Raw genomic sequence first — 14149 nt, forward strand, 5'->3', positions numbered from 1 at the left:
TCCCGCCCGTCGGAGGTACCTCGGCCGCCTACGGGAGCCAAGCTATTCCCGGGCCCCGGCGACGGCCAGTCCTGATGCTCCGGTGCAGCGGCCTCCTACGGACGAGGGGTGGCGGTCTCCTTGATGAAGAAGCCGGCGAATGCTCCGAGCACGAGCAGGATCGGCATCATGAGCAGTGCGTGGCCGTAGTCGGTGAGCGACGGAGAGCCGGGAAGGATCTTGCCGGGGATCGCCTGGAGTAGTCCGCCGATGACGAAGCAGACGCCGTTGACGATGGCCGCCGAGCTGCCGACGAGCCGTCCGGGGACGGATTCCCCGGCCACGGTGAAGCCGAGCATGTGGGCGCCCGCGAACAGGCCCACACAGAACATGGTGACCACGGAGACGCTGTTGGTCTCCTTGGGCAGGTAGATCAGCAGGCAGACGGCGGCCGCCTGCAACAGGACACCTACGACGGCCGGGACACGGCGGTTGTTCCAGTGGTCGGACATCAGGTTGAAAAGGGGCGCGCCGACGGCGAGGCCGAGCCAGGACATGGCGGTCAGGACGGCGGCGAGCGAGGTTCCGGCTCCGCGGGCTTCCATGACGCGGGGCCCCCACAGCACTCCCATGGCGAGCATTGAGCCGAAGGAGACACCGGCCAACAGCGAGGAGAGGACGACATTGCGGTTGCGGAAGCAGGCGCCGAGGTCGTGGAGGATGCTGGAGACGAGCGGTGGCCGGGCGGCCTGGGCGAGCTGTCCGGGGCCGGCGGAGGGGTTCCGTACCAGGAGCGCGAAGAGCACGATCAGTACGACGCCCGCCGCACCGAAGCCGTTGAGGAGCTGCTGCCAGCTGACGTGCTGGAGCTGCCAGGAGATCGCGGGCTGTCCGAAGGCGGAGCCGAGCGAGGCGAGTGACTGCACCAGGCCGAACATCAGGCCGTAGCGGGCGGCCGGGAACCACTGGCCGCCGATGTATCCGGCGCCGACGAATCCGAAGGAGGAGCCGACGGCGAGGACGATCTGCGCGGCGATCAGAGTGGCCATGCTGGTGGTCTGCGCGTACAGGAAGGCGCCCGCGGTGACGAAGGCGACGCCGATCGCGAGCAGCGGGCGGGAGCCGAAGCGGTCCAGCAGCGCGCCCGAGAAGAACTGGCACAGTGCGAAGGCCCAGGTGTAGATCGACCCGGCGAGGCCGATCTGGGCCACGGTGAGTGAGGCCGTCTTCTGGATCTCCGGGGAAACCACCGCATAGCCGGTCTGGATGGAGAACAGCCAGACCACGAAGACGGCGCACAGGCCCCAGATGAGCCAGGCTTCCACTCCGCCGATGGTCTTGTGCGGCCCGTGCAGGATGCGGGCACCCGGGTGCTTCCTGTACTCGGGTGCGTCACCGTTCGCGGGCGTGGGTGTGGAGGTGGTGTTCGCCATGACGTTCTCCTGTCGGCTGGCTCAGGCGGAGGCGTTGTCGCGGTCGTGGGCCAGGGCACTGTTGATGTACGTGGCACGCACGGTGCGGTCGTCGCCCATGACGGCGAGGACGAACAGCAGCTCGTCGATGTCGTTCACCCGGGAGGTGCGCTGCGCGAGCAGCGGGGTGGCCCGGGGGTCCAGGACGACGAAGTCGGCCTCGTGTCCCGGCGCCAGCGATCCGACCTTGTCGTCGATGCCCATGGCCTGGGCGCCGCCGAGGGTGGCGAGTTAGAACGCCTTGACCGAGTCGAGCGGGTAGTTGCTCAGTTCGGCGACCTTGTACGCCTCGTTCATCGTGGCGAGCAACGAGAAGGAGGTGCCCGCTCCGATGTCGGTGCCCAGCCCCACGTGCATGGGGCGTCTGGCGTCCTTGGCGTCGTGCACGTGAAACAGCCCGCTGCCCAGGAACAGGTTCGACGTGGGGCAGTGCGAGACGGCGGTGCCGGTCTCGGAGCAGCGGTCGCGTTCACGGCCGGTCAGATGCACTCCGTGTGCCAGCACAGCGCCGCGCCCGAGCAGTCCGAAGTGGTCGTAGACGTCGAGGTAGCCGTTCCGGTCGGGGAACAGGGAGCGCACCCAGGAGATCTCTCCAGTGTTCTCGGAGACGTGCGTGTGCATCAGCGCCTCCGGGTGCTCGCGCCACAGTGTCCCGGCCGCCTCCAGTTGCTCGGGGGTGCTCGTCGGGGCGAAGCGCGGCGTGATGGCGTAGAGGTTGCGGTCCTTGCCGTGCCAACGCTCCAGCAGGGCCTTGGAGTCCTCATAACCCGACCGGGCGGTGTCGAGCAGTGCCTCGGGAGCGTTACGGTCCATCAGGACCTTGCCCGCGGCCATCCGCATGCCACGCCGGGACGACTCCTGGAACAGCGCGTCCACCGACTCCGGGTATACCGCACAGAACGTCAGAGCTGTCGTGGTTCCGTTGCGCAACAGTTCGTCGCAGAAGGACGACGCGATCTGCCGGGCGTAGCCGGCGTCGGAGAAGCGCTGCTCCTCGACGAAGGTGTAGTGGTTGAGCCAGTCGATGAGCTGGGAGCCGAACGCGGCGATGATGCCGGTCTGCACGTAGTGGATGTGCGTGTCGATGAAACCGGCCGTGATCACGTGATCCGGATAGTGGTCCGGCTCGACGCCCGGCGGGAGCTGACCGCGCAGGCCGCTGTAGTCGCCTGCGGCGGTGATGACACCGCCCTCACAGATCAGCAGTCCGTCGCTCTCGTACACGAAGGCGTCGTCGCGGCCGGCCAGGAACGGATCGTCCCGGAACCAGATGAGCGGACCCCGGACGGCTGTGGTGTGCGCGGGCATGGAAACCTCCGAAGAGAAGCAAGCAGCTCCCCCTGTGCACACCCGCCCGAGTGATCCCCGCACGCGGTAGTAACCCGGACGGGTGATCCCGCACGTCTACCGCCTGCCGCAGGCCGACCGCAGCGCTCGTGCCGCGCGGCGGGGGTGGCGGTCGGGAGCGGCTTGTCCCCGCGCGGACCCTGCCGGGACCCGTACGAGATCCCGGTCGCCGGAACCGCGCCCACTGCACACCTCGATGCGTTGCGCGCCCCACGCGCCCCGCAGAGCCCGCACGTCCTCATCCGGTGACAACGGTCAGAAGCCGCCGGCCCCGCATGGCCCGAAAAACGATCAAAGGCCGGTTTCGGATCTCTCCGAAACCGGCCCTGACCTCGACTCTCCAGTCGGGACGACAGGATTTGAACCTGCGACCCCTTGACCCCCAGTCAAGTGCGCTACCAAGCTGCGCCACGTCCCGCTGCGATTCCTCCCGGTGTCCCGGGTGGCCGCGCAGGACAAACATTACCTCACTCGGTGGACCGCATTGACGCCCGTGCCTGCTGGGCGCGGGCCGCCAGCGATTCCGCGCCGCAGGCCGTCGCCAGCTTGTACGCCCGTGCGAGCTCCCCCGGGGAGCGGGCCGCGATGCCGTGCTCGACGAGGGCGAGTGCGAACTCGTAGCCGGACGGGGACGCCTCCAGGTGGCGGACCGCCTCGGCCAGCAGCTGTTCGGCCTCCGCCGGAGGGGCGAAGAGAGCCACGCAGCGCAGTGCCTCACCGATCGCGGTCTCCGTCCCGAAGCGCTCGGCGCGCACCCGGGCGGAGTTGGCGATCCGGGCGGCACGGCCCGGGTCCTCCTCCGCCAGCGCGCGTGCCAGGTCGCCGGCCCAGGGTCCCCAGATGCCGTTGAACCTGCCGCGCGGTTCGAGGGCCCGGCCCGCCGCCTCCAGCTCGGCGACCGCCTCTTTCGTACGCCCCTCGGCCAGCAGCAGGCGGCCCCGGACGCACGGTCCGTCGGGCAGCACCATGGCGCTGGGGTAGGGCGTACCGAAGTCGTACCGGTCCGCGATCTTGCGGGCCTCCGTGACCCGGCCGCGGGCCAGCAGCGTGTCGATGAGCAGGCAGGCGGCATCCCAGTGGACAGGCAGTCCGCTGCCGACCCGGTCGGCCAGCCGCAGGCCCTCGCGCAGGAAGCCCTCGGCCTCCGCGAGGCGCCCGCGACGGCGGTTGACCAGGCCGAGGAGGGTGTGGGCGAAGGCCAGGTGGGCGCCGCTCCAGCCGGAGATCTCGAAGGCGCGCACCGCCTCGCCGAAGAGCTCCTCCGCGCGGTCGAGCCGGTCGGTGAAGGCGTAGGTGATGCCGAGCAGGGTGGGGAGTTCGAAGCCCCATTCCGTATCGGTCCAGCCGAGGCCCCGGGCGGGGTGGCCGTTGACCAGGGCGCGTTCGCAGAAGTCGACGACCAGCTGGGAGTTCTCGCCGCGCAGCATGGCGTCGAAGGCCCGCAGGGTGAGCAGGGCCCGCTCCGCGTTGTCCCGGCCGGTGAGGTGGTCGGCGTTGGCGGCGAGCCGGCGGGAGCGGCCCGGACCGTCGTCCTCGGCCGCCTGCATCCCCTCCCAGAGGAAATGTGCCGCCTGGAGGCGCATCAGGCCGGGCCCCGGCGCGGTCCGCCCGGCCTCGGCCGCGAGGGCGAGCGCGGCCTCCTTCAGCTGGTTGTTGTGGGACAGCGCGGCGGCGAGCCGGAACGTGGCGTCGACCCGCAGATTGTCGGCGAGTCCCGGGAGGTCGAGCGCGGCACGCAGATGCCGCACCGTGGTGGGCGGCGAGCTGAGCAGCGTGGCGCAGCCCAGCTCGTAGAGCAGGGTGGCGTGCACGTCCTGGCGCGGTGGTTCCTCAAGGGCCCGTTCCAGGCAGCGGCGGGCCGCCTCTGGGGCTCCGACGGCGAGGTGCTGCGACGCGGCCGCGCGGAGTTGCTCGACGAGCTCGTGGTCGTCGTCCGGATGGACTTCGAGCAGATGCCGGGAGGCCGCGGCGGGGCCGAGACCGGCCCGGGTGATGGCCCAGGCCGCGCGGCCGTGCATGGCGGTGCGGGTGGCCGGCGGGATCGAGCGGTACACGGCGGTGGCGATCAGCGGGTGGACGAACTCCAGCGGGTCGAAGCCGCTGACGATGCGGGCCTCGCGCAGCCGGGCCGTGCAGTCCGCCGCCTCCGCGGGGCTCATTCCGGCCAGCGTCGCGGCGAGGTCCTGGGAGATGTCGGTGCCGAGCACCGCGGCGGCCCAGGCGAACCGGTTGGCGTTGGTGCCGAGCCGTTCGAGCCGGGCGACCAGTCCGCTGCCGCGGGCCGAGGCGCCGAGTTCGCGCAGCAGCCCGGCGGACTCCTCCAGCGGGGCCAGCTCGCGGTCCTGGACCTTGGCGACGAGTTCGACCGCCTCGTACGGGTTGCCGCCGGTGACGGCCCAGACCTCGCGGCAGAACGGGTCGTCGGCGTGTTCGCCGAGCCCCGCGCGGACCAGCTCCGCGGTGGCGTCCGGGGTGAGGGCCCGCAGGGCGACCCGTACCTGTGCCGGATGCCCGCCCGCCGCGGTGCGCGCGGGCTCCCGGGCGGCGAGCTCCTCGGGGCGGTGCGCCTGGACGACCAGGACCCGCAGTTCACCGAGCCTGGCGGTGAACGAGGCGAGCCAGGCGAGGGATTCGCCGTCGGCCCAGTGCGCGTCGTCGATGAGGAGCAGCAGTGGGCGGTGGCTCAGCCGGGAGGCGAGCCGTGAGACGACCCAGTCGAGTCCGTCGCGCACACCCTGCGGATCGGGCTGCGGGCCGGTCGGCTCGACGAGCCCGAGGGCGGGCGCGGCGATCTCGTACCAGGACCCGAAGAGGGCGCGTACGTCGTCGGCGGGGAGCTGTTCCAGTGCGGGCTGGAGCAGTTGGCGTACGACGTGGAACGGCACGGAGGTGACGGTCTCGCCGCCGCGTGCGGACCAGACGGTGCACCGGTCGGCCGCCATGGCCTGGATCTCGGCCAGCAGGGCTGTCTTGCCGATGCCGGCCTCACCGCTGAAGATCAGCAGTCCGCCGGACGCCTGCGCGCCGCAGAGTGCGTCGACGGCTTGTGCGGCAGCGGCGATCTCCGGTTCGCGCTCGTACAGCGGCCGGGACGGTTGCATGCCTACCCTCCCCCAAAGTGGTACGGACAACTGTCGAGAGTAGTCGTGCGCGGGTGCCCACCAACAGTGGTTCGGGGAGTTCGCCGCAGGTGCGGGGCACAATCGAGGGGTGGACGAGACACGCAGGGACCGCGACACCGAAGGCAGGGCGCACAACGCGCGCCCCCGCGACGGGCTGGGACGCCCCCTGCCGTACGGCTCACCGGGGGTGGAGCGGCAGCCGGAGGGGGTGGTCCGCTCCCCGCTGGAGACCGTGCGGGAGGCGCAGCGGCTGCTGGACGCCGGGATGCCGTTCCACGCCCATGAGGTTTTCGAGGACGCGTGGAAGTCGGGCCCCGTGGCCGAACGGGAGTTGTGGCGCGGGCTGGCCCAGCTGGCGGTCGGACTGACCCACGCCGCCCGGGGCAACGTGACGGGCGGGGCGCGGCTGCTGCGGCGGGGCGCGGCGGCCCTCACGGAGTTCGTGGACGGCTTGGACGCCGTGGGGTCCGGGCGGTCCGTGGCACCCGGGCGGTCCGTGGACTCGGCCGACGGTGGTGCTCCGGCGCACGGGATCGATGTCGGTGCGCTCACCGGCTGGGCGCGGGAGCTTGCCGGGCGGGTGGAGGGGCCGGGTGCGGAGCCGGTCGACGCCGCGGCCGAGGCGCCACGGCTGCGGGGCGGCAGCCGCTAGCCCGGACGTCGGCGGGCGCCGGGGCGCGCGTCCTTTTCCTCCCCTTGACCGAGAGCGGTGAACAGGGCCGCGCGAAGCTATTACCATCCCGCGTCATGAGCACTTCTGACCAGGACCAGGCCGTGGACACCCCGATAGCCGCACCCGACGCCGAGGAGCGTCGGCTGACACCACGTCAGGCGAGACGGCTGCGCATCGTCCTGTCCTCGGTCGGCATGGCCGCGATGGCGGTCGTCCTGGGGCTGCGGATCGCGAGCCGGTCCTCCGTCCTGGTGGTCGGGGTGTACGGGCTGGCGCTGATCCTGTGCGGGATCGTGATCGAGCTCAGCCGTAACGGCCGCACCCGGCTGGGTAGTTGGCTGTTGGGGATCGGGCTGGTCGCGGCGATCGGTTCGGACTGGCTGCTGATTCCCTGACCTCCGGCACGCCGCCCGGCCGGTCAGCGCACGCGGATCCGTACGGTGTCGCCGTGCGGGTCCGCCCGGTCCAGCCAGTCCGCGGAGAGGTGGAGCGGGACGCCGGGCCGGGCGGGAAGCAGCAGCCGTTGCCGGTGCAGCAGCCGCCCGCCCTGGCGGACCTCGAACAGCGGGGCGGCCCGGCGCCGCCCGGTGCGCAGGACAAAGCGGTTGTCCAGCGGCGGGTCCCCGCCGGGGCCGATGAGATTGGGCGCGATCCACGTCAGCGGGGCCTCGACCGCGAGCGCCGTACGTCCGGTGGGCCAGTATCCGGTGGCGAGGTGGCGCAGTACGGGGGCGGCGGCCGTCCGTCCCTCGGCAGCGGCGGTGCCCGCGCTCTCCACCGCGTGCAGCAGATTCCCGATGGCGAAGACTCCGGGTACGCCGGTCCGGTACGAGGCGTCGTGGGCGGGTCCGCGGGTGCCGGGGTCCAGTGCGATCGCGCCCCGCCGGGCCAGTTCGTGGTCGGGGATCCAGTCGCCCGTGAAGACCACGGTGTCACAGCGGAGCGTCGTGGTCCGGCCGTCGTCGTGCCGCACGGTGACTCCGGTGAGCCGGCCGCGCCCGGTCAGGCCGGTCACGGTGGTGCGGCTGAGCACCGGTGCGCCGGGGCCCCGGCGCAGCACGGCGAGGGGTTGTGGCGGACGACCGGTCACCAGGGCGGCGACCTCGACTCCGGCGGCGCGCAGGGTGTCGGCCGCCGCGTGGCCGACCGGTTCGTCGCCGACGACCACCGCGCGGGTGCCGATGTGCTGGTGGTGGAGGTGGACGGCCTGCTGGAGTTCTCCGGTGGTGTAGACGCCTGTGGGGCGGCTGCCGGGAACCAGCCGGGCGCTGCGGGGGCGTTCCCGGGCGCCGGTGGCGAGGAGGACGGCGCGGGCGGTGATCCGTTCCAGTCCGCCGGGTCCGGTGGCGTCGAGGGTGCGGGGCCCGGCCCAGCCGGTGACGGTGATGCCGGTGCGCAGGGCGGCGCCGGCCCGTTCGGCGGCGGCCGCGCACATCAGGGCGTACTGGGGACCGCTGAGGCCGCCGCCACTGGTGGTGGTCCGGCGGCCGCCGAAGCCGCCGTGGTGGCAGTGGCGTGGGATGCCGCCCGCGCTCTGCTCGCGCTCCAGGACCTCCACCGGTACCCCGGACGCGGCGAGTTCGGCCGCCGCGCCGAGTCCGGCCGGGCCCGCTCCGACGACCAGTACGTCGACCGTCCGCTCGCGGCGGTTCATGTCCGCGTCCCTCCGGTCAGTGCGCGGAGCCGGGCTCCGCAGTAGAAGCCCTGGCAGCGGCCGTTGCCGGCCCGCGTCCTGCGCGCGAGCCCCTCGACGGAGCGGGGCGGCAGTACGGAGTCCAGCGCGTCGCGGATCTCGCCCTCCGTGACGCGTTCGCAGTGGCAGACCACGGTGCCGTAGGCGGGGTCCGCCGCGATGAGACCGGCGTCCAGGTAGGGGCGCTCTGCCGCCTCTCCCAGGGGCGGCATGGTGACGGGCGGCAGTTCGACGGGGGCGCCCAGGTCGAGTCCGGTCCGGGCGAGGAGGCCGGTGACGTGTGCGGCGATGGCCATGGAGGCGGTCAGCCCGGTGGACCTGATGCCGCCCACGGCGACGTAGCGCAGCTCCGGGTACCCCTCGATCCGGTAGTCCTCGTGGCCGGTGGCCGCCCGCAGCCCCGCGTAGACGGCGGTGACCTCCTCCTCGATCAGCCGAGGCAGGATTCGGCGGCCCTTCTCCCGCAGCAGCGCGATCCCGTCCTCCGTCGACTCGGTGGCGGCCTTGTCGTCGAGTTCCTCCGCGGTGGGGCCGAGCAGCACGTTGCCGAAGACGGTCGGTGCCACCAGGACGCCCTTGCCGGCGGCGGTGGGGACGGGCAGCAGGATGTGGCGGACGAGATCGCGGGCGAGCTTGTCGTAGACGATGAGCTGTCCGCGGCGCGGTGTGACGGTGAAGGCGTCGTGCCCGAGGAGGCGGTCGATCTCGTCGGCGTGCAGTCCGGCGGCGTTGATCAGTGCCCGGGTGCGGAGCGGGCCGCGGGTGGTGGTCAGGAGGTGGGTTCCGGGGCCGGGCCCGGTACTGGGCTCGATGGCCGTGACGCGGCAGTCCAGGTGCAGGTGGACGCCGGCCAGGACCGCCTGGGTGGCGAAGGCGAGCGGGGTGGTCCACGGACAGATGACGGACTCGTCGGGAATCTCCAGCGCGCCGAGCGCGCCCGGCCCCAGGTGCGGTTCGAGTTCGGCGAGGCGGCGCGCGTCCAGCAGCCGTGCCGCGTGGTAGCCGTTGCTCCCGGCCTTCGCCAGAAGGCCGGGAAGCGCGTCGAGTTGCTCCTGGTCCCAGGCGACCAGGAGGGCGCCGACGCGTTCGACGGGGATGCCCGCCCCGGCCGCGTACGCGGAGAGCCGGCGCTGCCCTTCCCGGACCAGCCGGGCCTCCAGCGAACCGGGCACGGCGTCGAACCCGGTGTGCAGGATCGCGGTGTTGGCCTTGGACGTGCCGTTGCCGATGTCGTCCGAGGCCTCGACGAGGGCGGTGCGGACGCGGTGGCGGGCCAGTTCACGGGCGATGGCGGTGCCGACCACTCCGGCGCCGATGACCGTGACGTCGTAGTCCTCGCCCTCGGGGAGCGGCTGCCCGGCCCTCGTGACGGTCCGGTTCATCGGCCGGTCCGGGCAAGCGTCACAACCGCTCCAGCGGGGCGCGGGCGGCGGGCCCCGGCGCTGCTCACGAGCGCTCCAGAAGGGTGCCGACGGCCGCCCGGAATCCGGCGAGCCGCTCGGCGGCCTCTTCGGGGCCGATCCTCGGCTCGTACACCGCGGCCGGTTCCCAGGCCGGCACCGCCCGGCGCAGCGGGAGTCCCGGATCGAGGCCGATCCTGGCCACGGCGCCCACCCCGAGCGCGGTGACGTCGGGCAGCGCGGACACCTCGACGGGCCGTTGCAGCAGATCGGCCTGGGTCTGCATGAGCAGGGCGGAGCGGGTCAGCCCGCCGTCGACGCGCAGCACCCCCGGCCGCTCCCCCAGGTCGGCCGCCACCGCTTCGGCCAGCTCGACCACCTGTGCGGCGATGCCCTCGCACAGGGCCCGCACCAGGTGTCCAGCGGTGGTGTCCAGGCTCAGTCCGGTCACCGAACCCCGGAGGTCTCCGCGCCACCAGGGGGCGGCGAGTCCGGCGAGCGCCGGTACGAAGGTGACGCCTCCGGAGTCGGGAACGGAGCCGCCGACCGGGTCGAGGTCCGCGGCACCGGAGATCACCTTGAGCTCGGTGAGCCAGCGCACGGCGGAGGCGGCCGTGTAGACCTGCCCGTCCAGGCAGTAGCTGGTCCGCCCGCCGAGCCGCCAGGCCACACAGCTGACCAGTCCGGTGGAGCTGCGGCGCGGCACCGGGCCCGTCTGGGCCAGCAGGAACGCGCCGGTGCCGTAGGTGCACTTGGCGGCGCCCGGCTCCAGCGCGCTCTGGGCCAGCAGGGCGGCCTGCTGGTCGACGAGGAGGCCGGTCAGCGGCAGCTCGGGCCCGAACGCGGTCGTCGTCCCGAACGCTCCGGCGGCGTCGACCACCGACGGCAGGCGTTCGTCCCCGAGGCCGAAGATGTCCAGTGCGGCGGGTGACCAGCCGACCCGGTCGAGGTCCAGCAGCTGGGTGCGTCCGGCTGTCGCGGCGTCCGTGACGAACTCTCCGGTGAGCCGGTGGACGAGCCAGGAGTCGCTGGTGGTGACGACCCCCCGGCGGGTCAGTTCGCGGCGGATCCAGGCCATCTTCGGGGCGGCGAAATAGGGATCGAGGGGGAGCCCGGTGAGCTCTCTCAGCTCCTCCTCGTGCGCCGCCAGCCCGGCACAGAGACCGGCGGACCGCCGGTCCTGCCAGACGATCGCCTCGGTGAGCGGACCGCCGGTATCCGGATTCCAGGCGAGCACGGTCTCACCCTGATTGGCCAGGCCGACGGCGACGGCCGGCTCGCCCGCTTCGGCCAGGGCCCGCCGTCCGGCGTCGATGACCGAATCGAACAGCTCGGCCGGGTCCGCCTCGACCACTCCGCCGGAGCCGAACCGGGGGCGTACCGGAGCCGAAGCGGAACCGATCACACCCCGCTCCGGGCAGATCACCAGCGCCTTGGTGCCGGAGGTCCCCTGGTCCACGGCGAGTACCGGACCTGTCATCGGCTCTCCAGCGGTACGCAAGCTCCGGCGCTTGAACGGAATCGTGATCTTCGGTTGCGGGATCCCAGAGTGGTGCAGCCCGGCGATTGAGTCAAGCACCGGAAATGCGTATGCCCGGAACCCTCCTTGACGACCAACCTCCCGTTTGCCGAAGCGACTTGAATAAGATCCACGATTCATTCGGGAGTTCGGCGCAAGGGGCTCTACACTCACCGCCGAACAACAAGCGGACCCTTTAAGGCAGTTCATATTTCAACAGCTGTTTCACCCCCCACGTCCTTGAGGATCGATGAGCCCGACACCATGCCCAGAGCACGTCCATGGCCAACAGTGATTTCCGGCCGGTCTACCATCCGGCCGGCCACGACAACGAACTCCGCTCCGCATTACAGGACTTACGGACGGGACGCTGGCTCTCCATGCGCAATCTGCTGGAGAGCACCCCGGACTGGACCCTGTGGACCCAGCGCACCCAGGTGCTCGGAGCCGTCGCCGCGGGTTCGGACGCGGTACAGGCCTGGCTGACCGAGGAGCCCCGCAGCGTCGCGGCCGCCGTGATGCACGCCCGGGTCGTCGTGGAGCGGGCCGTCCGGGCCCACCGCGAGCGACACGGCCGCGCGCAGGAGCTGTGGCAGCAGGCCTGGGAGGCCTGCCGGTCGGCCGCCCACGCCTCGCCCGCCGACCCGGTGCCCTGGGTGTGCCTGCTGGCCCTCTCCCAGCTGGACGAGCGCCAGCGGCTGGAGGAGCACCGGCTGCACCCGCCGGGGCCCATGCTGTTCCCCGGTCCCTGGGGCCTGCTGGCGGAGGCGGACAAACGCGATCCGTACAACCGCGAGGCGTACCACCGGATGCTCCAGTTCGTGTACGCGCGCAAGGCCGGCGGCTCCCTCTCCGAAGCGGTCAACTTCGTTCAGTGGGCGGCCTCCTCCGCACCGGAGGGGTCCGCCCTCCATGTGCTCCCGCTGTATGTGCGGGTCGAGCGCTACCGGCGCGAACGCGGCCACGAGAAGGCCCTGGACCTGCACTGGGTGACCGAGGACGCGGAGCGCGACGCCGTCCGCGCTCTGGAGATCTGGTTCCTGCGCACGCCCGCGCCCAGCCATACGCTGCTCGACCTGAACCATCTGGCACACGCGCTGTGGGGAGCGCTCAAATTCGCCGACGCGGCACCGGTGTTCCGGGAACTCGGCCCCTATTTCACCTCACTGCCCTGGGCGTACCGCACCCGCGGCCCCAAGGACCCCGGCGGAGCGGAGGAAGTGTTCCTGCGCGCCCGCAGCCGCGCCCTGGCCGCCGTCCGCGACCCCGGCAGGGGACCGCACGGCTGAGCAGCCACCCGCACCGCCCCTTCCCCGCTCACTGTCCCCCGCACCATCACCGCTCACGGAGGTCCCCCATGTCCATATCCACCTCGCCCCAAAAGGGTTCCGGGGCCAACGCGCCGAAGGACGAGGAGCAGCGGCTGCGCGAGCTGGGCTACCAGCCGGTGCTCGCACGCCGGATGGGCGGCTTCGGCAACTTCGCCATCAGCTTCTCCGTCATCTCGATCCTGTCCGGCTGCATGACCCTGTACGGCTTCGGCATGTCGACGGGCGGGCCCGCGGTGATGCTGTGGGGCTGGGCGGGCGTCGGCCTGTTCGTGCTCTGCGTGGGCATGGCACTCGCGGAGGTCACCAGCGCCTACCCGACCTCCGGGGCGCTGTACTACATGGCGGACCGGCTCGGCGGCCGTAAGTGGGGCTGGTACACGGGCTGGCTGAATCTGCTCGGGCTGCTCGGCGCGATCGCCGGCATCGACTACGGCGCCGCGCTGTTCACCGGTGCGCTGATGAACCTGCAGTGGGGGTTCGCTCCCACGCCGGGCAGGACGATGGTCATCTTCCTCTGCATCCTGCTGCTGCACGCCGTGCTGAACCTCTTCGGGGTGCGGCTCGTCAGCGTGCTGAACTCGATCAGTGTGTGGTGGCACCTGGCGGGCGTCGCGGTGATCGTCTCGGTGCTGGCGATCGTGCCCTCGCACCACCAGTCGCCGTCGTTCGTCTTCACCGAGTTCGTCAACGACACCGGCTGGGAGAACCCGCTCTACGTCGCGGCGATCGGTCTGCTGCTCGCCCAGTACACCTTCTGCGGCTACGACGCCTCCGCCCACCTGTCGGAGGAGACCTCGAACGCCTCGGTCTCCGCGGCACGCGGCATCGTCCGCTCGATCTGGGTCTCCTGGGTGGCCGGCTTCGTCCTGCTCGCCGGGCTGACCTTCGCGATCCAGGACTACGCGGGCACCCAGGACAGCGCCACCGGAGTGCCGCCCGCCCAGATCCTGATCGACGCGCTGGGCACCTCCGGCGCCACGGCCATGCTGCTGATCGTGATCGCGGCGCAGCTGTTCTGCGGCAACGCCGAGGTCGCCGCCGCCAGCCGGATGGTGTTCGCCTTCAGCCGGGACAACGCACTGCCCGGCTCCGCGCTGTGGCGGAAGGTGAGCGCCCGCACCCAGACACCGGTCAACGCGGTGTGGCTGTCGGTCGTCGTCGCCGGGCTGCTCGCCGTCCCCTCGCTGTACTCCGCGACCGCCTACGGCGCCGTGACCGCGATCAACGTCATCGGCATCACGCCCGCCTACGCGATCCCGATCTTCCTGAAGCTGCGGGCCGGTGACCGCTTCGAGCGCGGGCCGTGGCACCTGGGGCGCTGGTCGAAGCCGGTCGGCTGGATCGCGGTGGTGTGGGTCTCGATCGTCACCGTGCTGTTCCTGCTGCCGCAGTCGTCCCCGGTGACGATCGACTCGATGAACTACGCCTCGATCGCACTGGTCGCCGTGCTGGTGCTGGCCACCGTGTGGTGGTTCGTCGCGCGGCGTTCGTACAGCACGCCCTCGGCGTACGGCAACGCCCGTGAGCAGGCGGAGATCGAGGAAGGCATCATCTGACGCCCCGGCCTTCGCCGCCCGCCGGCCCTCCGGGATCACCGCGATCCGGGAGGGCCG

9 protein-coding genes, 1 tRNA gene and 1 pseudogene are annotated in these 14149 nt (G+C 72.1%); 4 read left to right on the forward strand and 7 right to left on the reverse strand.

Features of this window, described 5'->3' with window-relative positions; all coding sequences use genetic code 11:
* Positions 1-95: 95 nt before the first annotated feature.
* From ACIP89_RS27330 to ACIP89_RS27345, 4 genes and pseudogenes are all read right to left on the reverse strand, one after another.
* Entirely contained in the window at positions 96-1412 is a 1317-nt protein-coding gene (locus tag ACIP89_RS27330; RefSeq protein ID WP_402117265.1) for an MFS transporter, read from the reverse strand.
* 21 nt (positions 1413-1433) lie between these two features.
* Positions 1434-2759: pseudogene (gene guaD, locus ACIP89_RS27335) on the reverse strand (guanine deaminase).
* 383 nt (positions 2760-3142) lie between these two features.
* Positions 3143-3216 (reverse strand) — tRNA-Pro (locus ACIP89_RS27340).
* Positions 3217-3265: 49 nt separating this feature from the next.
* Complete coding sequence (locus ACIP89_RS27345; protein WP_401925107.1) at positions 3266-5899, reverse strand: ATP-binding protein; 2634 nt, start codon at positions 5897-5899, stop codon at positions 3266-3268.
* A gap of 109 nt (positions 5900-6008) precedes the next feature.
* Here ACIP89_RS27345 and ACIP89_RS27350 point away from each other — a divergent pair, with 109 nt between their 5' ends.
* Positions 6009-6572, forward strand: coding sequence for a DUF309 domain-containing protein (locus ACIP89_RS27350; protein ID WP_401925109.1), 564 nt, complete (start codon positions 6009-6011; stop codon positions 6570-6572).
* Positions 6573-6667: 95 nt separating this feature from the next.
* Positions 6668-6988, forward strand: a complete 321-nt coding sequence (locus ACIP89_RS27355) for a hypothetical protein (protein WP_371774959.1) — start codon at positions 6668-6670, stop codon at positions 6986-6988.
* 23 nt (positions 6989-7011) lie between these two features.
* On the opposite strand, the gene ACIP89_RS27360 is transcribed toward ACIP89_RS27355, so the two are convergent.
* The 3 genes from ACIP89_RS27360 to ACIP89_RS27370 all read right to left on the reverse strand — a co-directional run bounded on the left by ACIP89_RS27360 (position 7012) and on the right by ACIP89_RS27370 (position 11166).
* Positions 7012-8247: an FAD-dependent oxidoreductase gene (locus tag ACIP89_RS27360; protein ID WP_402117267.1), complete on the reverse strand. Its 1236-nt coding sequence runs from the start codon at positions 8245-8247 to the stop codon at positions 7012-7014.
* Complete coding sequence (locus ACIP89_RS27365) at positions 8244-9668, reverse strand: NAD(P)/FAD-dependent oxidoreductase (RefSeq protein WP_402117269.1); 1425 nt, start codon at positions 9666-9668, stop codon at positions 8244-8246. The genes ACIP89_RS27360 and ACIP89_RS27365 overlap by 4 nt, the downstream gene beginning before the upstream one ends.
* Positions 9669-9732: 64 nt before the next feature.
* Positions 9733-11166, reverse strand: a complete 1434-nt coding sequence (locus tag ACIP89_RS27370) for an FGGY family carbohydrate kinase (RefSeq protein WP_402117270.1) — start codon at positions 11164-11166, stop codon at positions 9733-9735.
* 320 nt (positions 11167-11486) lie between these two features.
* On the opposite strand from ACIP89_RS27370, the gene ACIP89_RS27375 reads away from it, so the two are divergent.
* Positions 11487-12494, forward strand: coding sequence for a hypothetical protein (locus tag ACIP89_RS27375; protein ID WP_401925119.1), 1008 nt, complete (start codon positions 11487-11489; stop codon positions 12492-12494).
* 68 nt (positions 12495-12562) lie between these two features.
* Positions 12563-14092, forward strand: coding sequence for an amino acid permease (locus ACIP89_RS27380; protein ID WP_402117271.1), 1530 nt, complete (start codon positions 12563-12565; stop codon positions 14090-14092).
* Positions 14093-14149 lie beyond the last annotated feature (57 nt).

The organism is Streptomyces sp. NPDC088730, from assembly GCF_044751215.1.
In the GTDB taxonomy this organism is placed as follows: domain Bacteria; phylum Actinomycetota; class Actinomycetes; order Streptomycetales; family Streptomycetaceae; genus Streptomyces.